We start from the raw sequence: 25,474 nt of genomic DNA, 5'->3' as shown, positions 1-25,474 counted from the left end.
CCTAATGAATTATTTATGGGACAGCGAGTTGATTTACTCGCTGCGTTATGAAATTGCAGTTATTACTTGAAACCGCGAAATATTTGGGTTGCTTTTAGTTATTCCCAATTTCAGGCAAGAATTTGTAACTGCAAACTCTATCACTCAAAGATATCTTGTGATTGAGCATTTGTTTCCAAATGAGGTTCTAGAGCTACACAATATGAAAGGTGAAGGGATACTTCAGACTGATGTTTTTGAGATTTCTGGAAATAAAAACACTTTTTCACAGGCATGTGCAAATTTTGCTCACGAGGATTTCGGAGCGTTTCAAGCTTTATTTGACCGAATACAAGAGTTAATTAACAATGGATAATTCTAAATATTAATCGGGTTAACAATAGTTAACGCTCCGCAAATATTTCCTCTGGAATTTAAAACGACAACCATTTTCAAAGACATTTTTTGGTAGTTTGGTTACATTGGTATTACATTAATGTAGCCATACCTTTTTTAGGGTAGAATTACTTAATTTTTTATTTTTGATATTTTTTCCAGAAACTCACCTCAATACTTATAGAGCACAACAATCAAAAGCCACCCCACTTAACACACTGACAATTTTACTTTATTTAAAGCACGACGATTAGCCACATTTATTCGAAATCGCAAAGCATTTAAAAAAATACTGGTAAACTTTTCATTAATTTTTAAATTATTTAATTCAAGAAAAAATATTATTGAAAAACATCCTGGTGCATTGTCTAAGGTAGCGAACAGATGATTAAGAGAGAAGTTCTCATGCCGCCTGAATTGGTGGAGGAAATAGCAGAGATTGTTGCTAATGAAAATTATGTTGCTCTAAAAACGGCATTTCCGCATAAAGATGTACAGACACCTATTTTTCTCAGTAATGAAGAAGCTGAAGCGCTTATTGATCTTGCTGTAATCGAAAAAAAGAAAGCGAGACTGAAATACCCATATTATGATGAGGATCATCCTAATTACAGCGAAGAGCATGAAGAAAAATTCGATGATGTGCAAATGGGCATATATGAAAAGACGCTATACTATGTTGAATCTGCTTTTAAAAAAGGCAGTTTTGACCATTTACTATAGAAAACTCTGATTAATCGAGAGTTTCTCACGACACAAGGATGTGCCGCCAATTTCAAGAATTGTAAGTGATTGAAATTGTGGAGAAATTGGAAATTGCATTGACAATTTCTTCCCTGTGATTAACAAATTTCATTTCAGAATTATTTAGGAAAAACTCTGCTAAAAATATTAAAAAAACCTACTCGTAATTTATTTTTGCATTTTCAATAAATTATCAAGTAGGTTTTTAGCGGTGTTTTTGGGAGGGAATTTGGTTAGCTGTTTTGCCGTTCTTGTACGGTTCTAACGACTTCAGGTTCTGGGTCGTTTTTAAGTGGTTCTAATGATTCCAGCGGTGCGCGTTCGGCGGCCGTTAGGCGCACTACCCAGTCTTCGTCTTTTAGTAAGAGTTCTAGTTCGTCGCTTTGTGCGCGGCTGGCTACAACTCGGCGTACTTCGGGTTCGGGATCATAAAGCATCATTCCTAGGCTGGCTTCGGGTATGCGTTTGGCGACGAGTTTGCGTACTTGGCGATCGGGATCGCGAATTAAGCGAAATAATCGCCCTGCCGGTAATCGTTGTGCAACGTAGGCTCGCACTAAATAATCTGGGTCGTTGGCGAGCAGTTCAAGTTTGTCTAAGGGAATGCGATCGGCGACGGTAATGCGCACTTCGCGGTCGATGTCGTCGATCATGCCTTCGAGTTGATCCGGTGGCAGTCGATAGGCAACGGCGCGGCGTACGGCTTCGTCTGGATCTTTAATCATGTTGATGAGTTCGCTTTGCGGTGAGTAGCGAACGGCAATGGCACGTCTTTCCCAAAATTCGTCACGTAAATAACGACTGGCATATTGCGGATTATTGCGAAAAAAGCGGTCGATCTGACGACCGCTTTGAACCAATACACAAGCATCACCCGGCGTGCATCGTCCCATTAATAAGGTTTTTGTTTGAAACGAACAAAAACGACAATCGGCAATGGGAGTTAAGTCGTCAAACGGTGACTCTTGTGAGTCAGTCATCTTCAATTACCTCGGCCAATACAAACCCAGATGCGTTGCTTGGGTCGGTGGTTAATTTAGAACAATGATCGGATGAATTCACAAAATAAATATTAAAACCTTCGCATTCTTTGGCAGGTTTATAGGCGTCCATGTCATCATCCATACAATAGGTAAAATGATAACCGTTAAATTGTGAACGTAATTTAGAGACTATATCTTCCGATAATCCATTGGCTTTTACTAAATCAACAACTGTGCTGATATCTTGCTCGGTAATCATCCGGTTGCCTCCTCTCGAAAACGCACGCGCTCTTCTGGATTTTGTCCCATGGCTTTTGCTAACCAAGGTGGCGGCGATGTAGCAATAGTTTCTTGCAAACGTTTTAACACATCGGGCGCAACACCGCCTTGCGGCAATTTAATGGGATGTAATCCGGCTCTAACAACTTTTGCCGCAGCCGGGCCACCAATCGAGACGGTATATAAAACGTTACAGTCGTTAATTAATGCGGCGCGGGCAACGTTTTTATCTTCGTCATCGCTTACTGATTCAGGTTTGCGGATATCGATGAGTCTGATTTCGTCGGCAGAGAGTTGATACACTAAAAACCGTGAGCAAGAGCCAAAGTGTCCGTCAATTTTATCGCCAGAATTTGACGCACAAGCCACGCGAACGGATTCGGGCATGTCGCCATCATTTAAGGAAATAATTTCGGGAAGAGGTTCGGGTTCGCGTTTTATATTGCGACCTTTAAGAAAGTTGAGAGCTTCTTTAAGATAAGCATCGTCAACGTGTGCGAGAGCTTCGATTTTTTTTAATCGATTTAAACGGAGTTTATTTAATTTTGCACTGGTAATAGGTTCGCCAACCGCTTCTAACACACCGAGAACTAATTCACGAGTTTCAATTTCTTCCGGTAGTGCACGTGCAGCGAGCGCCAATCGCACAGCGACATCTTCGCAAAGCACGCTCATGATTAACCCCCTGCACGTTTGGCTCTCAAGGTGATTGGTAATTTTGGTTCGGCATCCAGCGGATCAATATAATACGCTGAGCCATCGGCAAGCTCGATGGTACCGCCCCAACCTTCTGAACCTTCTTTTTCAATAGACACAACCACGTCTTCTTGGTCACGTTTTGCAACGTACAGCGTTAATTGTCCAGACTCGTTACGACGTAACATTACGTTTGGCATAATCTTTCTCCGTTAAATAAAAAGCGGGGTAATTGTGTTACCCCGAAATGACCGAATAACTTTTTTAATTGTGATTTTTATAAAAAATCACAACGTTAAATACACAAAGTTAAACCGTTTAATTTCAACGTGGGCGATTAATGTAATCGCCCGGTCTCACAATTAACGGACAAGATCGTAATTGTAGTCAGTGGTTTGCATTCCGCGAGTTTCGTCGTCAAGACGCTCAAGTACAGAGTTAACCAAGGTGGTTAGAATTTGCATAGCTCCTTCGTAACCTAAAGTGGTTTGACGATGTAAATGATGACGATCGAAAATTGGGAAACCAATACGCACCAATGGTACTTCGAACTCTTCACCTTTGTACAAAGTATCACGTTGGATAAACTTACCGTAGGAGTTACCAATCATGAAGTTTGGTTTATTGGTGAATACTAGAGAACGCATGTGCCACAAGTCTTTACCGATATGAACTTCGCAAAGCTTATCCATTTTGTATTCGGCCAACATGGCATCCATTGCTTTTTTCCAACGTTTGTTGGCGTTGTTACAAAGAATGTGAGTTGGTTCTGCACCTAATTCTAGTAAGAATTTGGTCATGCCCATGACAAAATCAGGATCACCCCAAAGTCCGTATTTAACACCGTGCATCCAAGTGTGCGAGTCGGTCATCATATCAACCAAACGACCACGTTCTTTTTCTAGAGACGCAGGAATAGGTTGGCCGGTGACTTTGCTCACTTCCATTAAAAACTCGTCAGTCCAATCTAAACCCATTGGAATGTGAATTTGTGGAGTTGCGTGGTTCCAAGTGTTTTTAACGAATTTCTCGGTTTTAACAAGCTGCCAGCGTTGCAACAAGAAAGTATCTTTTGCGTTAGGCGCATCTTTGATTTCGTCTTGAGTGGTACCGCCTGCGTACATGCGGAATTCGCCGTCTGCTGGTGTATCCAAAATTTCTTCTGGATCAGACAACATGGTGGCTTCTACACCCATTTCGTTCATCATGCGCTTAATAACGCGGAAGTTACCTAGGTAGGTTTCAAAGCCAGGAACAATGTTGATTTTACCGTTGCTACCTACTTCTTTGCCTTCCATGTAGTTAAGCGTGAAATATCGAGCGATACCTTCAAACATGTTATCCCAACCAGTGGTGTGACTTCCTACAAAGCTTGGCGTGTGAGCGAAAGGCACTGGGTACTCATCAGGAACATGGCCTTCTTTTTTCGAGTTATTAATGAATGCGTTTAAGTCATCACCAATAACTTCCGCCATACAAGTGGTAGAAACCGCAATCATGTCTGGTTTGTAAATCGCTTTACAGTTTTCCAAACCATCTTTCATGTTTTGCTGACCACCAAATACCGCCGCGTCTTCTGTCATAGAGTCAGAAACACAAGAGATAGGCTCTTTAAAGTGACGGTTAAAGTAAGTACGGAAATAAGCAACACAACCTTGAGAACCGTGCACGTAAGGCATGGTTTTCTCAAAACCCAAAGAACAAAGTACGGCACCTAATGGTTGGCAAGCTTTGGCTGGGTTAACGGTTAATGCTTCACGTTGGAAATTTAACTCTTTGTATTCTTCGGTGGTGGTCCACTCAAATACTTCGTCAATTTTCTCCTGTGAATGCGCTTCTTCGAAAGATTCACGCTTATTTTTAAGTATTTCTTTGTATTCGTCGTTACGGAACAAAGGATAACTTGGTTTGATGTTTTCTACGTCTTGGCTCATCTCGGAACTCCTTCTAGGCCACTAATCTGTGACACTAGCGAAAGGTTGAGTGATCTAGTGCTCCATTAATTGAAGCACTAGCGGCACGTTAATAAAAAATGATGCGATTAATTAAGCGTTGGCAACTGCTGCTGTAGCTACAGAGTCTTCAGTTTTCCAAGGCGCTTTTAATTTGCCCCAGCATGGGTTGTTCAACGTCATATCCATGTCGCGTGCGAAAATCGCAAAGCCATCGAAACCATGGTAAGGACCGGAATAATCCCAAGAGTGCATTTGACGGAAAGGCACACCCATTTTTTGGAAGATGTACTTTTCTTTAATGCCAGAACCGATAAGATCTGGTTTTACTTTTTTCACAAATTCTTCGAATTCGTAACCAGTAACATCATCGTAAAGCAAAGTGGCATCGCCCATTTCTTTTAACGTACGATCGTAGTCGTCGTTGTGGCCGAATTCATAACCGGTACCAACAACTTCCATACCTAGATCTTCGTATGAACCAATTACGTGACGTGGGCGTAAACCACCTACGTACAACATAACTTTTTTGCCTTCTAAACGTGGACGGTATTTGGCAATAACTGCGTCCCACTCAGGCTTGTATTTAGCAATAACTTCTTCACATTTTGCTTGAATGCTTTCGTCAAAGTGTGAAGCAATTTTACGAAGAGATTCAACGGTTTTGGTTGGGCCGAAGAAGTTGTATTCGATCCAAGGAATACCGTATTTCTCTTCCATGTGACGAGAAATGTAGTTCATTGAACGGTAGCAGTGAACGAGGTTCAATTTAACTTTTGGCGTTAATTCAATTTCAGAAATTGAACCGTCACCAGACCATTGAGCCACAACACGAAGACCCATTTCTTCTAGCAAAATACGAGAAGACCAAGCGTCACCACCAATGTTGTAATCACCGATGATCGCAACGTCGTAATCGGTTTTTTCGAAACTGTCGTCATCATCACGAGCACCAAGCGCCCAATCGCGAACCGCGTCGTTTGCAATGTGGTGACCCAACGATTGAGAAACACCGCGGAAACCTTCACAACGAACAGGCACAACAGTTTTACCCGTTTCTTTGTTTTTGGTTTTTGCTACGGCTTCGATGTCATCACCAATCAAACCAATTGGACATTCTGATTGAATGGTAATGCCTTTATTTAATGGGAAAAGAGTTTCGATTTCGTCGATGGTTTTAGCGAGTTTTTTATCACCACCAAAAACGATGTCTTTTTCTTGGAAATCAGTTGTGAAGTTCATGGTAACAAAGGTATTTACACCGGTAGTACCGATATAATAGTTACGACGACCTGCACGAGAATATTGACCACAACCAACCGGACCATGAGAGATATGAATCATATCTTTAATTGGGCCCCAAACCACACCTTTAGAACCTGCGTATGCACAACCACGAATGGTCATAACACCGGGTAGTGATTTTTTATTGGAAGTAATACATTTTTTTGATTGCTCCAACGATTGGTCGTTTGGAGTTAAATGTTTTGCGCGATCTTTCTTGGCTTTCTCAGGATAAACTTCAAGCACTTCAGAGATGAGGGCTTCAGTTTCTTCACGTGTCATGACAGTCATTGTCTGTCTCCTCTTATTTTGAGTTGCAGGCAGAAGCCAATCTGCTCCATACCCGACCGAGCCAGATTCGACTATTAATTCGAATTAATTCAAAAAGAAAACATTCGGTTAATAGCGCAACAGAGGCCCTGTTGCCATTAGCGATACGCTAACGCGAGCCCGAAAAATAAATTACAAAACACTATTTTTCGGGCGACTGTTAAATAGCTTAAAAACAATTCTTATTAATTTAGAATTCTTGCAGTAAAAAGTCCGCAATAAAATCAAACTGCAATTAATCCGAATTTTTAAAAACTATTTAATCATCAACAATCAATTAAGCTTCTTGTGCAGCCGTTTGGCCAACAATGCTTTCGTCTTCTTCTTCCATGATGCCAAATTCCATCAACAACTCTTCAAGTTGATCCATGGTCACAGGCTGAGGAATAACAAGTTTTTTGTTATCGATAACTTTCTGCGCAAGAGCACGATATTCATCCGCTTGTTTAGCGGTTGGATCGTATTCGATAACAGTCATACGGCGGATTTCAGCACGTTGAACAACGTTGTCACGCGGAATGAAGTGAATCATTTGAGTACCAATAGCAGCTGCTAAGGCTTCAATTAATTCATCTTCTTTATCTGTGTTACGGCTGTTACAGATAAGACCCGCTAAACGTACACCGCCTGAGTTAGCGTATTTAACGATACCTTTTGAAATGTTGTTTGCGGCGTACATCGCCATCATTTCGCCAGATACAACGATGTAAATTTCTTGCGCTTTGTTTTCGCGAATTGGCATTGCGAAACCACCACACACAACGTCACCGAGTACGTCGTAGAAAACGAAATCTAGATCGTCGTCGTAAGCACCTTCTTCTTCTAAGAAGTTAATTGCAGTGATTACACCACGGCCTGCACAACCAACGCCTGGCTCTGGACCGCCCGACTCAACACATTTGATGTCGCCGTAACCGGTTTTTAGAACGTCTTCTAATTCTAAATCCTCAACGGTACCTGCTTCCGCAGCCATTTCCATAATGGTGTTTTGAGCTTTAGAATGAAGGATAAGACGGGTAGAGTCGGCTTTAGGGTCACAGCCAACAATCATTACTTTTTTGCCAGCTTCTGCCAAAGCAGCTACTAGGTTTTGAGTAGTGGTCGACTTACCAATACCACCTTTACCGTAAATCGCACATTGACGCATTGCCATGATATTTTCTCCTGTTTGACTAATTCCGCATGGTTACATGCGGTGCTGTACTACAAGCAGTGAATCGCGACGGTGGTATTGCGATGTACATACCAAACTCAGAGGAAATATTTATAACCTTGATTTATAAGGATTTTTTTATCTTACGAATTTTTTATTGTTTGATAAAAACCGACAAAATCACCAATTGGCTGTTGCATGACCAACATAGACTCAATTTTTGTAAGGTTTAAACAAGCCGACAAAGCAAGATAAAAATAACAATAAATATCAAATATTGGTGTTTTACTTTTAACAATCTATGTTTAACACGCAGTTTTTGTTATTAGCTGATCTACAATTTTTAATACTGATCTACCGTTTTTAATATTGGCCTCGTATTAAGAGCAACGACATTCTCTTCCTTCATTTATAGAAAATTACCTTCACAATATTAATTTTAAAAAATTACGATTTTCGTTTAATAATTTATTCAATAACACGCAGCCTGCATCAAAAATTATCGAGTACTGATATCTACCAAAACCTCTTGTTAGGTTTTCGATGACTTAATTAGAGCGCCTGAAGGCGTAATTGCTCATAGGAAACTCTGATTAACCTAGAGTTTCTCGCGACACAAGGATGTGTCGCCAATTTCAAGAACTGTAAGTGATTGAAATTGTGAAGAAATTGGAAATCACATTTTCAATTTCTGCCCTCTGATTAAATCAAGGATGAGTTAATTAGAGGTTCCCATAATGTTTTACCGCTCCAAGCAGATTTCCCCTACAAAGCTCTTCTCAAAAAAATATTGTTGTAAATGCGACATAAACGGTACAAGTGGATTTTTTAGGCGTTTGTAAGAAAAACGACAATTATTTTTTTACCTAAAAATTTGCGGTTTATCAATCACTTAAGAAAACGACACGCCGCGATTACGCGGTATTACTCTTGGATTAATTATTGCTGTTCCACTGCAAATGAAAAACAGTGTTATTCGCACTGTGTTATTGGCTTGCAATAACTGTTAGAAGCCTCTGCGTTAATTACAGTTTCTTTTAATTTTAATAAGCCAATTTATACACCCTCGAATTTAGCCTATTACTGGAGAGCACCATGATCGATTCAACACTGGCAAAGGATTTGGTTGCAGGAATAAAAGAAGGCCGAATTGTGCCGTACCTAGGCGCAGGCGTTTTAAGCGATGTAAAAAACCAAGCCGATAACTCCAGTATACCAGCCGACAGCGACAGCTTAATTTTAGCCATGAACGACGGTCAACCCATGGCACCGCGTTTAATGTATGAATTTCCACGCGCGGCTATGAATCTTGAATTAAAAAAAGGTCGCAGCTATGTTGAGCGTTTTTTAAATGAGACCTACGGAGCAAAAAAATGGACTCGTGGCCAATTTCACGATTGGTTAAGCGACATTAAACCCAATTACGTTATCGACATTAACCGAGACACACAACTGCAAGACAGCTACAACACCACGCCTCATTTATTGATTATTGGTTGTGCCCGTCTTGGTGGTACCGATTATCGCTTTAAACTCTATCAATACGATGGCAGCAGTTATCAAGAAATTGAGCAAGAAAAGGCCGACACATCGTTACCGATTCTATTTAAACCCATGGGTACACCGGTACCAAAACCAAGCTATATCGCCGCCGATGCCGATTATGTAGATTACATTACCGAGCTTATGGGTGGCTTTGCGATTCCTTCGTTTTTAAAAACCTATCGCCAAGAAAAACAATATCTATTTGTTGGCGTTAGATTAACTCGCGATACCGAGCGCATGGTTTTAAGCGATATGATTTACGCCTCAGGAACGCCAAGTGGTTGGGCAATTATTCCAGAACCCACCGATAAAGAACGCCGTTTTTGTAAAAACAAAAAAATTGAATTAATTGAAGGCGACTGGAAAGCATTAATTCGCGCGGCATCGCCGGATTTTGAACTCAAATCCGCCTAATTATTAATTACAACAATGGTTTAACGGGTTTCTGTAACCTGTAATTTCAAATGTGTTTAACAACGAAATTACCGCAGTTTCTTTATCTTGTGACGAGGTAAATTAGCAATGTACGTCTGTGTGTGTAAGGGTGTTAGTGAAAGCCACGTAAAACAAGCGGCTAAAGAAGGTATTTGCACTATGTCAAAACTGCGCTGTAAAACCGGTCTAGGATCACAATGCGGAATTTGTCGAAAATCGGCTCGGCAACTATTACATCAAATTTCCGGCACAAAACCCCAAGCGCCTTGCCAACTTTGATTGTTTGTCGGTAGACTTGTAACACTAAAAAAATCGTCACATTATGTTGTAACTTATTGCTACGGAATTATTGCTTTATGAAAGGTGATCCTTTAATTATTAAACATTTAAACAAAGTATTATTTAATGAGTTAATTGCTATCAATCAGTATTTTCTACATTCTAGAATGCTTAATGATTGGGGTCTTACCAAATTAGGTAAAAAAGAATACCGCGAATCTATTGAAGAAATGGAACACGCCGATAAATTAATTGAGCGCATTTTGTTCTTAGAAGGTATTCCAAATCTACAAGACTTGGGTCGTTTACGTATTGGCGAAAACACCAAAGAAATTTTGGAGTGCGACCTGGCCCTAGAAAACGATGCAATTCCTGATCTACGCGTAGCCATTGCCGAAGCTGAAAAACAAGGCGATTATATTTCTCGCGAAATTTTTGAAGCCATTTTAGAAGACGAAGAATCACACGTTGATTGGTTAGAAACCCAATTAGGTTTAATTGACTCGGTAGGTATCGAAAATTACCTGCAATCGCAAATGGAACCCGCCAGCGACAGTTAATCGGCTATTGGGTAATCGGTTATTGGAGCTTTTGTTAATATTGACCAAAGGCTCCATTAATGCCAGAGAGAATGGATTTTGGTATAGAAACCTCTAAGAACTCCTGATTAACTCAGCCATGATTTAATCAGAGATTAAAAATTGACAGCGCAATTTCTAATCTCTCCACAATTTCAATCGCTTATCGTTCTTAAAATTGGTGATGCATCTTTGTGTTACTGGAAATTCTAGGTTAATCGGTGTTTCCCCCAATGAATTCCGCGATTACTCGCACTCATCAACACTCATCAACATCATTATGCCCGCAAAACACCGATTCACTTCCAACCACAACGGCCTCTAGTCGAAACCTCTTGCATTAGTTAGACGATATCAATATATTTATGTAAGTACTTACGTAAATATATGAGGTATATCATGTCATTCTTCGCCATAGCAGGCCAAATGGCTCTAGGCAGCCGCTTACGACACCTAGCAGAGGTGGTGACCACCGATGCACAGAAGATCTACGATTTGTACGGAGTGGAGATTGACGCGCGTTGGTTTCCAATACTGTTTATGTTGCTCCAAAAAGACAGCGCCAGCATCAGTGAACTCGCCGAAGATATTGGCCAAACCCATGCTTCGGTAAGCCAAATTGTTAAAGATATGACCAAACATGGCCTGATTAAAACCGGGAAATCAAAGCAAGATGCACGGGTAACCGTGGCCTCGCTTACGGCAAAAGCACGAAAAATGTCTGCTAATCTTAACGCTCAGTGTGACGATATTAATACAGCACTGGACGACATTTTTAAAAATATTAATTGCAATTTATGGAACGACTTAAATGCTTTCGGTTACGAATTAAATCGTGAGAGTTTGTTTGAGCGTGTAAAAAAAATTCATAAACGGAGTAAAACTTCGAGCATTTCTATTGTGGACTTTACAGAAGATCATCAACAGGCCTACAAAATGTTAAACGAAGCGTGGATCAATAAATATTTCACGCTCGAAGATGCCGATATAAAAGCCTTAGAAAACCCTTTCGAATACATTATTAATCGAGGTGGCTACATTGCTATTGCTCTGTTTAATAACAAACCCGTTGGTACCTGTGCGTTATTAAAAATGGATGATTCTTCTTTTGAGCTTGCAAAAATGACAGTGGCAGATGCGTACCGCGGTTATGGAATTGGTTTTATGTTAGGGAATTTTGTCATCGAGAAAGCAAAAGCTCTGAATGCCAAACGACTGTATTTGGAGAGTAATTCCGCGTTAACACCCGCTTTGGAACTGTACCGTAAACTGGGTTTTAAACGGGTCAGCGGCTACAGCTCACCCTATCAACGCTGTGATGTACAAATGGAACTCTTTTTAGACGAAATTTAACCGGTAAAAATGCTGTGATTGTAGATAATCATCGTCATCTAATGTCTTGATTTTTTATCTTTATTAATAGCGGAGTGACCGTTGAAAAATATAAATTAGTCGCTGATGAACGATAAAGCCACGGTCACAGTGATATAATTTTCTTATTCTGGATGATTAAAATAGAGAAAATTGCAAAAACTGAAGAGATTAACAATAAATCCGTACTACGAATTTATTGTTAATGCTACAAAAGAATTAACCCAGATTTAATTGACAAAAACGGGATTAATATCGATATCTATTGCACGTTTTCGTTATCGGTAAACATACCATCAAATAATGCAGTACTTAGATAACGTTCACCTGAGTCAGGTAATATGACCACAATCATTTTGTCTTTATATTCTGGTTTACCCGCAATTCTTAGCGCCGCAGACATAGCAGCACCGCACGAAATGCCCGCAAGAATACCTTCTTTTTGCATCAGTAAACGTGCGGTAGCAATGGCTTCATCGTTAGAGACTTTTTCTACAGCATCAACCACACTTAAATCTAAATTCTGCGGTACAAAACCTGCGCCAATACCTTGAATTTTATGCGGTGACGGTGTTGGGTCTTCGCCATTGAGCGTTTGAGAAATTACTGGTGAATCAGTCGGTTCAACGGCAATAGAGGTAATGGCTTTACCTTGCTGATTTTTAATGTAACGAGAAACACCTGTGATAGTACCGCCAGTTCCAACGCCGGCAACAAATACGTCGATTTGACCTTCAGTATCGGTCCAAATTTCGGGGCCTGTGGTTTTTTCGTGAATGGCAGGATTTGCTGGGTTTTCAAATTGCTGCAACATCAAATGCGTATCGGGATTACTCGCCACTAGTTCTTTGGCTTTTTCGATAGCACCTTTCATACCTTTTGGTGGCTCGGTCAGAACAATTTCTGCACCCAGAGCTTTCATCAACTTGCGACGCTCAATCGACATGCTCGCAGGCATGGTTAGAATAAGCTTATAACCTTTACTGGCCGCAACAAATGCCAGCGCGATTCCGGTATTACCGCTGGTAGGCTCAACAAGGGTCATGCCGGGTTTTAATACACCGCTCTCTTCTGCGGCCCAAATCATGTTCGCGCCAATGCGACACTTTACCGACCCGGCGGGGTTTCGGGATTCAATTTTTGCGTAAACATTACCGGCAGGCCAAAGATTTTTTACACGTACCATTGGTGTATTACCAATGCTTTGTGAATTGTTATCAAACATACAAATTCCCCCTTATTCGGTCGGCTGACTTACGACGAGTATTTCATCTCAGCCGAGTTCGGTTGTTAGTTTTATGAAGCTAGAGCCTAGAGTATACCGAGCAGATTAAGTTGCATAGTTGATAATATGCGTAATTGTGCATCATATACTGCAATAAATGCGCGTAATTGTGGATAAGTTACAAACAGTTAAAAGCAAGTAATACAGCGCCCTTTATGACTAAGATTAGCAAATATCGGCTTAGTCTTTGCAGAAACAAACATTAGTATCAATGAATAGAATGAATTGGATCGGTAATACAAGCGACTCAAATTAAATGTCAAAAATCTAGGGCAGCATATGCATTCGAATTCGACACAAGAGAGCGCCACAGAATCGTCCGGTAAGGCTGATATAATAGGTTTTAGTTATATCAACCGAATTGATCGGAATTTAAAAGTAGTTTCGAGCCTGCACTTATCGGAATCTATTGAGGATGCTATTGAACTAAAAACCGCGATTTTTTATGAAAACGAATATCTAGCAACCTTAAGTTTTTTGCTGCATGGGCATTCACCGGAAGAAGCCCGAGAGATTGCCAAGAACATTCGCCACAATGATTACATTTTATTCAAAATCGAGGATTTTATCGCCGGTGGTGATGTTGTTGAATAACAGCTAAAAACTGATCACTAAAAATTTTAAGAATCTCACGCAAGGCCCTAACAAATGAATTCACACGGTTTTTGTGTGGATGAAAGTTATTTGAGCCTCAGTTACAGTTTAGCCTTAGGAACCTTTGATTAACCCATCCGTGATTTAATCAAAGAGCAGAAATTGACAATGCGATTTTCAATTTCTTCACAATTTCAGTGGGTTACTGTTCCTGAAATTGGCGACACATCCTTGTAGCGCAGGAAACTCTGGGTTAATTAGCGTTTCCTTTATTTTATCAACGAAGATCGAGTCGTAAATGGCAACCAATAATAGTCCATTAAAATACCGTTTATTGGAGCACAGCCTGCAAACTCTGGGCGAACAATTTTATTCCAGCACAGTACCGACGCTGGTAAAAAAGCCGGAATTTATTCGTGTTAATAAAACACTCGCAAGTGAATTAGGGTTAGACAGCAAAACCTTAGAATCCAACGAAACTCTGCAAGTTCTTGCCGGTAATGATGAAGACCTTCCGGTAACAACCATCGCCTCGGTTTATGCCGGACATCAGTTTGGTCACTGGAATCCACAACTGGGTGACGGTCGCGCTATTTATTTGGGCGAACTGAAAAATCATCGCAATCAATTATTGGATGTGCAACTCAAAGGCAGCGGCACTACGCGCTTTTCACGCATGGGCGACGGTCGCTCACCGGTTGGCCCGGTGTTACGCGAATATCTTCTTAGTGAAACCATGTTTGCTCTGGGCATTCCTACAACACGCGCCTTGGCTGCGGTCACCACCGGTGAACGCGTAGTTCGCGACCAACTGGAACCCGGCGCAATTTTAACGCGGGTTGCGGCCAGTCATGTGCGAGTGGGTACGTTTCAATACTTTTCGGCACGTGGTGATCTAGAATCGATACAACATTTGGCCGACTACGTGATTGATCGTCACTACGCCCAAGATGTTGCGCAACACGGCTTAAAAAATCCTTACGCAGCTTTATTTGATTGCGCGGTAAAAAGACAAGCCTTATTAATAGCACGCTGGATGTCGGTTGGTTTTATTCACGGCGTCATGAATACCGATAACATGTTGGTCAGTGGCGATACCATTGATTTTGGGCCCTGTGCATTTTTAGACGAATTCAATTCTAAAAAAGTATTCAGCTCTATTGATCGTGGTGGCCGTTACGCCTATTGCAATCAACCGACCGTTGCGAAATGGAATTTAAGTTGGTTAGGGCAAGCGTTGCTGCCATTAATGGGCGAAGAACAGGAAGCCTTAGCGACGGCCCAGCAATCGCTCGATAACTTTGATGTAGAATACAATCAACATTACGACCGGATTTTTGCCGAAAAACTGGGTTTTAATAACGCGTCTTCGGCGAGCCAATCGCTAACGCAAGAATTTTTAGATATTCTTGAACGTCATCGATTGGATTTTACCAACTCATTTAGGAACCTTGGCAATATTCCGGGTGAGACACTTTTAGAAGGGCAATTACGGCAAGCTAAAGATCAATCTGAGAAATCCGAAAATACAGAAACACCAAAGATAATTATTGAACGCGAGTTTTTGTGGGACAAAATACCCGATGAATTACAATCGTGGATAACTCGCTGGCTCGCAGAATTAACAAGCGCCCATGCACTTGCGAATAAAGATCAAGTCCTGAAAAACGTCGAGCAAATTCGTTCGGTAAATCCGGCAATTATTCCCAGAAATCACTGGGTTAATCGAGCCATTGAACACGCAAAAGAAAATAACGATTTTAGTCTCTTTCATACCTTGGCCGATGTGTTAGAAAAGCCTTTCGAATATAGAGAAGCCGTTAAACCTTTTACGCAACCACCTACAGAGTCTGAAGTTGTGCTTAGAACCTTTTGCGGAACCTAGTGGTTGATATTAATTTTATTGAATGATTCATTACAGGAACCTCTGAATACATCACGTACGTGTTAATCAGAGGTTTTTTAATCAAAGATCTAGCTGATAAACAACCTTGTTAATTGTCGTTATTCACCGCCAGTAGGCACAATATTAAAACTGTTATTAGGCACTACCGGTAACACAATACTTGATGGATACCAGTAATTATTTTCAACAGTTAACCATGTTGGCAGCAGTTGCAATAATCCTTCTTCACCCAAAATGGTTCCCTGCGGTAAATTACTTGGCCCAACAGCAACACGTAATTTATGGCCTTTTTTAATAACGGCACTGGTGGGTTGAATATTTACCGGTAATTTCATGGTAATGTTGGGATACACCGATTGTTCTGCCGCTTCGGTGTACGGATGCCAGGATTGAATATTTTCACCGGCTAAAGTACGTGTCCGTGATTCATCAACCGCGCGATGCTTCATATTTAATAATCCGTTGGTTAAAGGAGTTACTCGTCCATCCGGCGCAACATCATCAACGCGAACCGAAACTAAACCCACAAAATTGGTGGTCGCCGCAAAAATATCCGCCTGAATTGGGCCGTTAATTGCGAGGTCTTCCGTTAGCACGTCGGTTTCGTAAATTACGTTAAAAAATAACTCGGTAAAACTGTTGTCTTCAAAACACTCTAAAGGCACAAAACCCAGAATACCTAAAGACCACTGCGCACTGCTGATCGAGCACAAGCCGCTGGCAGGAAATGCGTACACAGTTTTACTGCCACCAAAAATCCCTGCACTATCTTCTTTTAATTTACCAAAAGGATGGAAATACAATCGCTTTGGTTCTGCCTGTGGTACCGGCCAATCGTCGCTGGTAGCAAAACGATCGAGACCAATCATGTATTGCGTAACCTGTGGAATTTGCTCAACGCCGGCGTTAAATCCACGCAAGTGTTGATCGTACCACTGTAATTCGAAATGATTAGTTGGTGGCAGTCCTAACTGACCTTGTGATGCGCTGGTCGCCAAAGCCGCCTCAATGTGATTGCCTGGCAAGACCAAAAGTCGGCTGTCTACATTGCGTTTTAATTGCTCGTATAAATTGAGTTCACCGCGCTGAAAAATATCGTGCACAGAACCAATAATAAACGTAGGCGCCTGAATTTGATCAATGCGCTCTATAGGTGAACGTGGTTGCCAAAATGGGCCGTCGTAAAGTAATTCGTCATCTCCTAATAAGGCTTGAGTAAAAATTGGTAACTGAAACTCCAGTAACGCATCCGAAAGCACATCAATTACCTCCGGAATACCTTCTTCGGGATTTAGAATAATATCCGGGTTGGCAACGCTTGCTAATGTGGTTAAAGAAAGCCACAACGAAATAAATAACAAATTACCCGAACCGCCGGTAAATACCGTATCACGATAGGTATCGGCAGCCGGTACTATGGAAAAAATGGCTTTTACCGCAGGATCACCAGTAGCGCCTGCAAATAAAGCTTGAATACCAAGATCAGAAACACCTCGTAAAGCTAGGTCTCCGTTTGTCCAAGGCTGCGCAAGAACCCAATCGATAATTTGTTGGTAATCGCCTTGGCTTGAACCCCAAGCATCCCATACGCCGGTGGATTTTCCGGTGCCGCGCCCGTCTACAGACACAACAGCATAACCGCGCTTCACTATGTAGGGATCAGCAGCCCCTAAAAAAACGCCTAAATTTGAGCCTAAATCGCTGAATATATTACCCAGCGTAACGTTGTAATCACTAATTACGATAACCGTCGGAAAATCTTGATCAATAGGATTACCCAATTCGTCAGCAGGTAAAGTAATAAATGCAGCCAGTTCAACACCGTCATCGAGCAAGATCGTTTCGGTAGGTAATCTTACCGTATTAGGATATTCCTCGGGTCTATCGTAGTCTTGCCAGGTTCGTGATCCGTTAGAAATAATCTGATTAGGTTCAGACAATAAGGATCGAGTACCAGATGTAGTCCAGTTATTATCAGCGAGTAATTCTTGTATTGGAAATAATACGAGTACAACAAACGTCGCCCAGAAACGTAAGTTTAGAAAACCAAACATAAAACTATCCTTTATTATTAGTGTGTTTGAGTTCGGATTTTGGGAAGGTTATTTTGAAGTGCCCTTTAAATGTAAATAACATTTGTTATTTTTGAAAGCGAAAAAACAATAAATTAACAACAAAAAATTGTGTTGTTCGCAAACACACTAAAAGAATTTTTTTGTTATTAAAGTTGCACGAAAACGTACAAGAAAAAGACACAAAACAAGGTGTAGACTTGTCCCTTAAAATAATTGCGAAGAAATACTCGCCAATAATAAACAAAGAAATACGCCATGACAAAACAAGAGTTTGAAACCACCTGTGATGATGGCGTGGTGCTTAAAGGTATTCTTCTAATACCCGAAAACCCCAAGTCTATCATTCAATTTAATTGCGGAACTGCGGTAAAAAAAGAGTTTTATTTACGATTTTTAACATTTTTAGCCGAGCACAATCACATTGTTTGCCTCTGGAATTATCGCGACAGTGGTGAGTCTGCACCCAGCCGATTAAATACCTGTGATTATCGGTATTCCGATTATGGCTCAAAAGATATGGATGCCATAAAACGTTTTTTGAAATCTCAATACCCAGCTTTACCGTTTATCTTTGTTGCGCACAGCACTGGTGGACAACAAATCGGCTTAATGAATAATTTAAATAATGTTGACGGTGCGATAAATATTGCAGTCTCGTCCGGTTATCTTCTCAACATGCCTTTGGCTTACCGAATAAAAGCCTATTTCTTTTTTTATTTATTTGGCCCAATTAGCATTTTGTTAAAAGGCTATTTAGCCAATAAACAATTTGGCTTGATGGAAGATCTACCCAAAGGTGTCGCCATAGAGTGGCGTGACTGGTGTTCAAAAGAAGATTATTTTTTTGACGACGAATTTTACGGAAAAACGATTCCCAACGATTGTTATAAAAATATCGATTTTCCCATTACCGTTTTTTATTCACCGGACGATCCTATCTCGAACGAGACAAATACACATAACTTTTGGAAGCATGTTAAAAGCTCAAAGGCCATTAATATCGTTAAAGTGGAAAACAAAGCGTTAGGCAAAATTGATCACTTCGATTACTTCAAACCCAAACTGAAAGATTTTTTTTGGTCGTCTGTATTGGAAGAAATCGAGCGATTTATTCAAAAATAAAGACCCTATAAAGTTTTAATCAACACTACCACCGTTTAATCAGAATTTTTTGATATCATTCTACATTCTCATCTGCAACCCTTCTTATCAATCAATCGGTTTTAAACCGTTAAAAACCGTCTATAGATCTTTTTATAAAATCATTTTCTCTTGTCGTAAATCCGACAATCAGATCCCTTTTTGAACGATATTCTTCTGAAATACAGACCCTAAGTAATTGATTTATCAGCGTCATTGAATGGATCGCTTCTTGCTGATTGTAGGTAATTGAATGAATTCAATACGACGACAACTATCGTTTTCAAAATAGTCTGGCTTGTGATCTATCCGTACAGGTTCTTAGGAGAATGTTATGCGTTATGCGCCTTATCAGAATGAATACTTGGGTAGTGTTGAATTTAGCGATCAGCAACAGTTGGAATATTTTTTAACGCGGGTATTTGAAACGGAAGAAGTTTGGGGTTTAGACGACGGCACAGAATGGATTTTTAAAACCCTCGCCGACGGCAGCCAAGTTATGCCGGTGTGGCCCTACAACAAATTTGCGACAGAAGCGTTAAATACTAGCGATACCGACATAAAGCCTCAGGCTGAGTCTTTGGAAGACTTTTTGTATCACACGCTTGAAATGCTAATAGAAGAAGATGTTTCTGTTGAAATTATGCCAAGCGCGACAAAAGCAGGCTGTATTATTTCACCTCATCAGTTGTTGAGTATTTTAACCGGAATGATCGACGCCGGTGAGTACCGGATGGATGGTTAAAGAGATGACCGAACACGAAAGTATTTGCTTAGTTTTTGCCTGAATTAATCAGAGACACCTGTACCACTTTTGCAAACTCACAGTTATAGAAAATTACCAAAAATATTAATGCCTGTTTAACGACAAAAAAATACCACCCGAAGGTGGTATTTTTATGGCATTAATCGTTAGAGATGAAAACGATTAAGACGCCGCTAATTCTTTGGCACGCTCAATGGCTTGCTCTAAATCGCCTTGCGGATCAGCAGTTACCAAAGAAGGTTGGAAACGAACGGTACCGATATCGGTAATACCAACAACGTTTAACCACCAGTTTAGGTAGGTTGAGTGATAGTCGCTACCGTATTTAGCATCAACACCAGGAGCAAATACACCAGAACTATAAAATACTGCGGCTTTTTTGTTGCTTAATAAACCGAAGTAACCGTCATCTGGAGTGAAACCGAAGGTTAAACCTGGTTGAGTAATGATATCGATGTATTGCTTGAGTTTGTATGGAACGCCGCCGTTCCACATTGGAACTGCAAATACATATTCATCAGCATCAATGAAGTTTTGCGTTACTTCAACGACTTTATCCCAGGCAGTTTGACGCTGACCGTCCATCTCGCCAACACCGAAGAAAGTCATCTTCGCAGCAGCTTTATCGCCATCAAATTCAGGAAGATCACATGCCCAAAGGTCTAGAGTTTGCACTACTAAACTTGGATCTTGTGCTTTACGAGCAGCAACGTATGCGTTTGCGATTTTGTTAGATTGTGATGATTCTGAGCGCGGTGACGCAACAATGTGTAACAACTTAGCCATGGTTCGAATTCTCCAATGAGAGCTATTCAGCAATTTTAGGTTTTATACAGACATCAAAGCATTGTTGGGCATTTCTTGGAAAAGCCAACGTCGATATAGTAACTATCAATACTTAACTTGAAAGGTTACCCAAACAAAAGATAACTTGTCAATACGCAATTGACAGGTTATGTTTACAAGATCGTATAAATGTGAGGACAAGGTCTTGAACGAATTACAACGCCCAGATCCGTTTCTTGTCGCCGATAACACAGCTTTGGATTTTTTAAACTCGATTTGCGCGCCATGGGGTGACGATATCGAATGGCTCGAAAACGGGGATGATTTGGTAAGTTGGCTCCATCACGCCGAATTAATTTCGGATGAAGAGCGCGACACGATCTATAACAAACTCTCTAACGCGGAGCTTGATGACGCGGCCGAACGTGCGCGCAATATGCGTGAATGGTTTCGGGGTTTTATTAAAAAATACGCAGGTAAAGAAGTAACTGCCAACGTGTTGAAAGAGTTAAAACCCTTAAACGATTTACTGCGCGGCGATCGTTTATATCATCAGGTAGGCATTAGCGAAGACGCCCACAGTGGTTTTGAATTCCATGAGATTCGCCACTGGCATAAGGCTGACGATCTACTTGCCGCTGTTGCCAGCGAAATGGGTCGCTTAATTTGCGAGTCTGATTTTGGCTTAATTAAAAATTGTGAAGGCCCAACCTGCACCTTGTGGTTTTTAGACATCAGTAAAAACCATAAACGCCGCTGGTGCTCTATGGCCGTTTGCGGCAACCGCGCCAAAGCCGCCGCTTACAGAGCTAAAAAGCAACAGCCATAAATTCGCGCCAAAACCATTTTGGTTCTGCGAATTAATTCCCCGACTGGAACTCGCTGATACTAGGAGTTCAGTCGAGATTTTCCAAAAACTAATTGCATCCATAAATTTTCAATATCGAATTCAATATTCGAACACTGAGCTCCTCTTCTTATAACTATCTTCAAAATTGTCTTTAAAAGCTCACTCCTATCTATTTTTAGTCATTAATTTCTAATTACATGCTCGTTTAAATTCAGAAAACCGGTTTCAAGCACGCATAAATTCTCTAAGAATCTCTGATTAACTCAGCCATGATTTAATCAGACGACAGAAACGTAAAATACGATTTCCAATTTTTTCACAATTTTAATCACTTACCGTTCTTGAAATTGGCGACACATTCTGGTGTTGTTGGAAACTCTAGGCTAATCAGAGTCTCTTGTAATTTGTCTCTATTGTTAGTGTAAATAAATATCAAATACAAATGAGAAGTCTTTTTATTTGATACAAGTTGTCATAAGATCCCGCCTAATTTCAAACTATGCAAATTTAGGTGCAAGTAATGACACGGTCGCCATCGGTTTTAGGCACAACGCTCTCTCTCCCCTTCAATCTGCTGGCATTCGCTGTCGGTGTCGCCCTAGCACCGCTATCGTTTGCCGAACAAGACTCGAAGATCATCGAAGAAGTTATTGTTGAGGCCGATGGCTCACAGATCTACCAAACACGTCCCTACGCAGGCGGACAAGTCGCCCGCGGCAGCCGCGCAGGCATCTTAGGTAACCTTGATCTACTTAACGCACCATTCAGCTCTACGGCCTACACAGAAGAGCTTATTCACAACCAACAATCTCGCAGTATCGCCGATGTTGTGCAAAACGATCCCAGCGTGCGTCCGGCCCGCGGTTTCGGCAACTTTCAAGAGGTATACATTATTCGCGGGTTTCCGGTGTTCTCCGACGATATGACCTTTAACGGCCTGTACGGTGTCTTGCCTCGTCAGTTTGTCGCTGCCGAACTGGTTGAGCGTGTCGAAGTCTTTCGCGGTGCTAACTCATTCATCAACGGTGCTGCACCCGGTGGCAGCGCGACCGGCGGCGCGGTAAATCTGGTACCCAAACGCGCCAGCGATAACAGCTCTCGAATCAGCCTAGGACTGGAAGCTCCGAGCCAATACTCAGCGGCCTTTGATACCAGCGTGCGATTTGGCAATAACGAAAACAGCGGCTTACGCATTAGCGGTGTGCGTCGCGATGGCGAAACGTCTATAGAAGATCAAGAAAGAGAGTTGAATGCGCTGTCGATCAGTTTTGATCACTCTGGTGATCGCTATCGTTTTACCGCGGATTTGGGTTATCAAGATCATCATATTGATGCGCCACGCCCAAGCGTTACGCCATTGGGTGAAATTCCTGATACACCCGATGCCGACAGCAATTTTGCCCAACCCTGGACTTTCACCGACGAGAAACAATTATTCGGTGTATTCAGAGGCGAGTTTGATATTCAAGACAATATTACCGCATGGGCAGCCATTGGTGGCCGCGACGGTGAAGAAGAAAATGTATTAGCAAACCCAAGCGCTTTTGCCGACGGTTCAACAACTTTCTTCCGATTTGATAACACCCGTGAAGATACTATTATTTCTTCCGATGCTGGTATTCGTTTTGAATTTAATACCGGCGATGTTGCACATCGTTTAATTACCTCAGTGAGTCGCTATTCACTGGAATCAAAAAATGCATTTGCATTTTCAAATTTTGCCGGTTTTAGTGGCGATTTAAATAATCCATTTACCGTAGAAATACCACCAGCGGATTTCTTTTTGGGTGGTGATTTAAAAAACCCACGAGTTACCGAAGATAACGATACCTTCAGCTATGCGATTGCCGATATTATTACCCTACCCGATGAAAAAACGCTGTTAACCTTGGGTTTGCGTAGTCAAACATTAAAAGTAAACGCTTTTGATAATACCACCGGTGCTCGTACATCTAGCTACGACGAAAGCAAAACCACGCCGGTTGTAGGTATTGTGTATAAAGCGTTACCCGAAATTTCTTTATACGCTAATTACGCAGAAAGCTTATCGGCAGGAGAAACGGCACCTACCGTGAGTGGCGGCGAAGCCGTTATCAATTCTGGCGAAGTGTTTGAGCCTTCAGTATCGGAACAATTCGAAATTGGTTTTAAATTTGATTACCAAACCATTGGCGGATCTGTAAGCCTTTACCAAATCGATCAACCTGTATTTTTTGTTGAAAATAATCGCTTTGGTGAAAACGGTAAGCAAGTCAATACCGGTGTTGAGTTAAGTATTTTTGGTCAATTAAATGCCAATACAAAAATTGTCGGCGGATACACCTACACCGATGCCGATCAAAAAGATACTCAAGACTCAAGTGTAGAAGGTAAAGACGCCGTTGGTATTCCTAACCATCAATTTAATATTAATTTAGAACATGCGCTAAATAATCAACTCAGTATTGATGGCCGATTTGTTTATACCTCCAGCCAATACGCCGATGCAGCCAACACCCTAGAGGTAGACGGCTGGAATCGTTTGGATTTAGGCACCCGATATCAAACCAATATTCTCGGTAAAAATACCCAATTCAGCTTACGTATAGAAAACGTATTTAACGAAGATTATTGGGCATCTGTTGGAGGTTTTCCCGGTGCAAACTACCTAGTGCTGGGAAATCCAAGAACCGTTTTGCTTTCTGCTTCGTTTAATTTATAAAAGACTCGGATATACCTAGAGTTTCCAGCGACACAAGGATGTGTTAGCAACTCCAGTAATTCTAGAAAATAAAAACTGCAGAAATATTGGTAATTATAACGTTGAGATCTCTCTCGGACCAATTCAGGAAGAATATGACCCGAGTTTACTTTAAAAAATAAGTTCCGATTAATTTTCAAGGAACGCTTTTGACAAAAGATGACGGATAAGTTTTAGACCATAACTGCGCATTAACCAAAGGTTTATTTTTTGCCTCTGCTGGACATTTATCTAAAGCCAGCTGCACTTCCTCTTCACTGAGCGGCCTTAACTCTAAATACCCTGGAAGACCTTGATTTGTAGTTACTTTTAGCTGATCGATATTGGTTACCGTTTGTGATTTTAAATTAAATGAGACATTGTAATGATCTGCCTTCTTCATGGAATAACCACTACCACCACCAGCAAAATTCCAATAACGAAGGTCATAAAATGCATACTCTCCCTCAGGCAAAACTCGGCAAAAATAAAAGCTTTTCTCTTCAAACTCGGGTTTTATTTCGTCGTAAATAGAGTTATTTCTGATACCACCGTGAGTAGAAGACAAACTATCAATAAAACCATCACCGTTAGTACTCTTGTAATGAACATCTATCAAGTTAAATGTTTGTGTACATTTTGTTTTCGTTGAATTACTAAAGCATTGCGTAGAAAACTTTCCTATTAAATAAGCACGCTCTTCAGGAGCAAGGCTATTTTCAAGCGCTTTACGCTTTTCATCCATCGGCGCACACCCTGCAATCAACAAACCAATTGCAACAGCGTAATATTTAGAAACTTTTAACATACCTAATCTATTTCCTATAAACTAAAGTGTTATCAAGAGTCACTTATATGACGCCACATAATATCCCTAACGCATTACGAAATACTAGGGCATTTAATTGCTTATATATTTCACTCGATAACAAACCTCGGTAATTTAGATATTTCCGAGAACAGTATTAACCTTATCTTCTAACTCAATAATTAATTCAGCATTCATATATTGGTATTCGTCTGGAATATCGAGAATATAAAGTGGCTTGTGATTAAGCATTTTTGGAAATTGCGCGACTAATCTATTTTTATGTTTCTTCTCCATAACAAAGATAATATCCGCCCAGCCGATATCCGATGCATTTACCGTTCTTTTTGCTTTTGGGCTGGTACCGGCCGATCGAACTTGAACTCCAGAACGTTTTTTAAAAATCGTTTCGGCGGTTGGGCTTCGCCATTGATTGCGACTGCAAATAAATAAAAAATTTGTCATTTAAGAATACTCATTTAACACTCAAAATTTTTCCGTATCTGTTACTGATTCATGAACAGATCATCTTTATGTTTCG

Annotated in this window: 24 protein-coding genes; 12 read left to right on the top strand and 12 right to left on the bottom strand. The window is 40.8% G+C overall.

Going from position 1 to position 25,474, the window contains the following annotated elements; genetic code table 11:
• The first annotated feature begins 157 nt into the window (after window positions 1-157).
• Both ACYQ2C_RS04430 and ACYQ2C_RS04425 read left to right on the top strand, forming a co-directional pair.
• Window positions 158-355, top strand: a complete 198-nt coding sequence (locus tag ACYQ2C_RS04430) for a hypothetical protein (protein WP_460099848.1) — start codon at window positions 158-160, stop codon at window positions 353-355.
• Window positions 356-759: 404 nt separating this feature from the next.
• Window positions 760-1,098 (top strand): hypothetical protein, encoded by a 339-nt coding sequence (locus ACYQ2C_RS04425; protein WP_460099851.1) that lies wholly within the window; start codon window positions 760-762, stop codon window positions 1,096-1,098.
• Window positions 1,099-1,352: 254 nt separating this feature from the next.
• On the opposite strand, the gene ACYQ2C_RS04420 is transcribed toward ACYQ2C_RS04425, so the two are convergent.
• The 7 genes from ACYQ2C_RS04420 to nifH all read right to left on the bottom strand — a co-directional run bounded on the left by ACYQ2C_RS04420 (window position 1,353) and on the right by nifH (window position 7,796).
• Window positions 1,353-2,099 (bottom strand): 4Fe4S-binding leucine-rich repeat protein, encoded by a 747-nt coding sequence (locus ACYQ2C_RS04420; protein WP_460051146.1) that lies wholly within the window; start codon window positions 2,097-2,099, stop codon window positions 1,353-1,355.
• Entirely contained in the window at window positions 2,092-2,361 is a 270-nt protein-coding gene (locus tag ACYQ2C_RS04415; protein WP_460099854.1) for a DUF6129 family protein, read from the bottom strand. The genes ACYQ2C_RS04420 and ACYQ2C_RS04415 overlap by 8 nt, the downstream gene beginning before the upstream one ends.
• Complete coding sequence (locus tag ACYQ2C_RS04410) at window positions 2,358-3,056, bottom strand: NifB/NifX family molybdenum-iron cluster-binding protein (protein ID WP_460099856.1); 699 nt, start codon at window positions 3,054-3,056, stop codon at window positions 2,358-2,360. The genes ACYQ2C_RS04415 and ACYQ2C_RS04410 overlap by 4 nt, the downstream gene beginning before the upstream one ends.
• A 2-nt stretch (window positions 3,057-3,058) precedes the next feature.
• Window positions 3,059-3,277 carry a putative nitrogen fixation protein NifT gene (gene nifT, locus ACYQ2C_RS04405; protein ID WP_460051140.1) on the bottom strand — a complete coding sequence of 73 codons (219 nt, stop codon included), beginning with the start codon at window positions 3,275-3,277 and terminating at the stop codon, window positions 3,059-3,061.
• A gap of 162 nt (window positions 3,278-3,439) precedes the next feature.
• Window positions 3,440-5,011: a nitrogenase molybdenum-iron protein subunit beta gene (nifK, locus tag ACYQ2C_RS04400; RefSeq protein ID WP_460051139.1), complete on the bottom strand. Its 1,572-nt coding sequence runs from the start codon at window positions 5,009-5,011 to the stop codon at window positions 3,440-3,442.
• Window positions 5,012-5,122: 111 nt separating this feature from the next.
• Window positions 5,123-6,604, bottom strand: a complete 1,482-nt coding sequence (gene nifD, locus ACYQ2C_RS04395; RefSeq protein ID WP_460051137.1) for a nitrogenase molybdenum-iron protein alpha chain — start codon at window positions 6,602-6,604, stop codon at window positions 5,123-5,125.
• Window positions 6,605-6,920: 316 nt separating this feature from the next.
• A complete protein-coding gene (gene nifH / locus ACYQ2C_RS04390; protein WP_460099861.1) occupies window positions 6,921-7,796 on the bottom strand; it encodes a nitrogenase iron protein in 876 nt (291 codons plus the stop codon).
• Window positions 7,797-8,891: 1,095 nt separating this feature from the next.
• Between nifH and ACYQ2C_RS04385 the strand changes: the two genes are divergently transcribed.
• From ACYQ2C_RS04385 to ACYQ2C_RS04370, 4 genes are all read left to right on the top strand, one after another.
• A complete protein-coding gene (locus ACYQ2C_RS04385; RefSeq protein ID WP_460099864.1) occupies window positions 8,892-9,755 on the top strand; it encodes an SIR2 family protein in 864 nt (287 codons plus the stop codon).
• A gap of 108 nt (window positions 9,756-9,863) precedes the next feature.
• A complete protein-coding gene (locus ACYQ2C_RS04380; protein ID WP_460051131.1) occupies window positions 9,864-10,055 on the top strand; it encodes a (2Fe-2S)-binding protein in 192 nt (63 codons plus the stop codon).
• 77 nt (window positions 10,056-10,132) lie between these two features.
• The gene (gene bfr, locus ACYQ2C_RS04375) at window positions 10,133-10,615 is read left to right on the top strand and encodes a bacterioferritin (RefSeq protein WP_460099868.1); all 483 of its coding nucleotides are present in this window, start codon (window positions 10,133-10,135) and stop codon (window positions 10,613-10,615) included.
• Window positions 10,616-11,032: 417 nt separating this feature from the next.
• Window positions 11,033-11,986, top strand: a complete 954-nt coding sequence (locus ACYQ2C_RS04370) for a bifunctional helix-turn-helix transcriptional regulator/GNAT family N-acetyltransferase (protein ID WP_460099871.1) — start codon at window positions 11,033-11,035, stop codon at window positions 11,984-11,986.
• A gap of 280 nt (window positions 11,987-12,266) precedes the next feature.
• Here the strand turns inward: ACYQ2C_RS04370 and cysK are convergent, their stop codons facing one another.
• Window positions 12,267-13,229 carry a cysteine synthase A gene (cysK, locus tag ACYQ2C_RS04365; protein ID WP_460051125.1) on the bottom strand — a complete coding sequence of 321 codons (963 nt, stop codon included), beginning with the start codon at window positions 13,227-13,229 and terminating at the stop codon, window positions 12,267-12,269.
• A 339-nt stretch (window positions 13,230-13,568) separates the two neighbouring features.
• Here cysK and ACYQ2C_RS04360 point away from each other — a divergent pair, with 339 nt between their 5' ends.
• Complete coding sequence (locus ACYQ2C_RS04360) at window positions 13,569-13,883, top strand: hypothetical protein (protein ID WP_460099874.1); 315 nt, start codon at window positions 13,569-13,571, stop codon at window positions 13,881-13,883.
• 298 nt (window positions 13,884-14,181) lie between these two features.
• Window positions 14,182-15,768 carry a protein adenylyltransferase SelO gene (locus ACYQ2C_RS04355; RefSeq protein WP_460099876.1) on the top strand — a complete coding sequence of 529 codons (1,587 nt, stop codon included), beginning with the start codon at window positions 14,182-14,184 and terminating at the stop codon, window positions 15,766-15,768.
• Between the two features lie 119 nt (window positions 15,769-15,887).
• Here ACYQ2C_RS04355 and ACYQ2C_RS04350 read toward each other — a convergent pair whose 3' ends face one another.
• The gene (locus tag ACYQ2C_RS04350) at window positions 15,888-17,843 is read right to left on the bottom strand and encodes a CocE/NonD family hydrolase (protein ID WP_460099879.1); all 1,956 of its coding nucleotides are present in this window, start codon (window positions 17,841-17,843) and stop codon (window positions 15,888-15,890) included.
• Window positions 17,844-18,119: 276 nt separating this feature from the next.
• Here ACYQ2C_RS04350 and ACYQ2C_RS04345 point away from each other — a divergent pair, with 276 nt between their 5' ends.
• Together ACYQ2C_RS04345 and ACYQ2C_RS04340 are read left to right on the top strand one after the other, a co-directional pair.
• Window positions 18,120-18,986, top strand: a complete 867-nt coding sequence (locus tag ACYQ2C_RS04345; protein ID WP_460099881.1) for an alpha/beta hydrolase family protein — start codon at window positions 18,120-18,122, stop codon at window positions 18,984-18,986.
• Window positions 18,987-19,338: 352 nt separating this feature from the next.
• Window positions 19,339-19,749, top strand: a complete 411-nt coding sequence (locus tag ACYQ2C_RS04340; RefSeq protein ID WP_460051115.1) for a DUF2750 domain-containing protein — start codon at window positions 19,339-19,341, stop codon at window positions 19,747-19,749.
• A gap of 183 nt (window positions 19,750-19,932) precedes the next feature.
• On the opposite strand, the gene ACYQ2C_RS04335 is transcribed toward ACYQ2C_RS04340, so the two are convergent.
• Window positions 19,933-20,556, bottom strand: coding sequence for an FMN-dependent NADH-azoreductase (locus ACYQ2C_RS04335; protein ID WP_460051113.1), 624 nt, complete (start codon window positions 20,554-20,556; stop codon window positions 19,933-19,935).
• A 205-nt stretch (window positions 20,557-20,761) separates the two neighbouring features.
• Here ACYQ2C_RS04335 and ACYQ2C_RS04330 point away from each other — a divergent pair, with 205 nt between their 5' ends.
• Window positions 20,762-21,385 (top strand): CGNR zinc finger domain-containing protein, encoded by a 624-nt coding sequence (locus ACYQ2C_RS04330; protein ID WP_460051111.1) that lies wholly within the window; start codon window positions 20,762-20,764, stop codon window positions 21,383-21,385.
• A 541-nt stretch (window positions 21,386-21,926) separates the two neighbouring features.
• The gene (locus ACYQ2C_RS04325; RefSeq protein ID WP_460099885.1) at window positions 21,927-24,107 is read left to right on the top strand and encodes a TonB-dependent receptor; all 2,181 of its coding nucleotides are present in this window, start codon (window positions 21,927-21,929) and stop codon (window positions 24,105-24,107) included.
• 175 nt (window positions 24,108-24,282) lie between these two features.
• Here the strand turns inward: ACYQ2C_RS04325 and ACYQ2C_RS04320 are convergent, their stop codons facing one another.
• Together ACYQ2C_RS04320 and ACYQ2C_RS04315 are read right to left on the bottom strand one after the other, a co-directional pair.
• Window positions 24,283-24,933 carry a hypothetical protein gene (locus ACYQ2C_RS04320; protein WP_460099889.1) on the bottom strand — a complete coding sequence of 217 codons (651 nt, stop codon included), beginning with the start codon at window positions 24,931-24,933 and terminating at the stop codon, window positions 24,283-24,285.
• A 135-nt stretch (window positions 24,934-25,068) separates the two neighbouring features.
• On the bottom strand, window positions 25,069-25,398 hold the full coding sequence (locus ACYQ2C_RS04315; RefSeq protein ID WP_460099892.1) for a low molecular weight protein tyrosine phosphatase family protein: 330 nt from the start codon (window positions 25,396-25,398) through the stop codon (window positions 25,069-25,071).
• Window positions 25,399-25,474 lie beyond the last annotated feature (76 nt).

The organism is Sessilibacter sp. MAH3, assembly GCF_054658275.1.
This window is presented reverse-complemented; position numbering and strand designations above follow the sequence as displayed.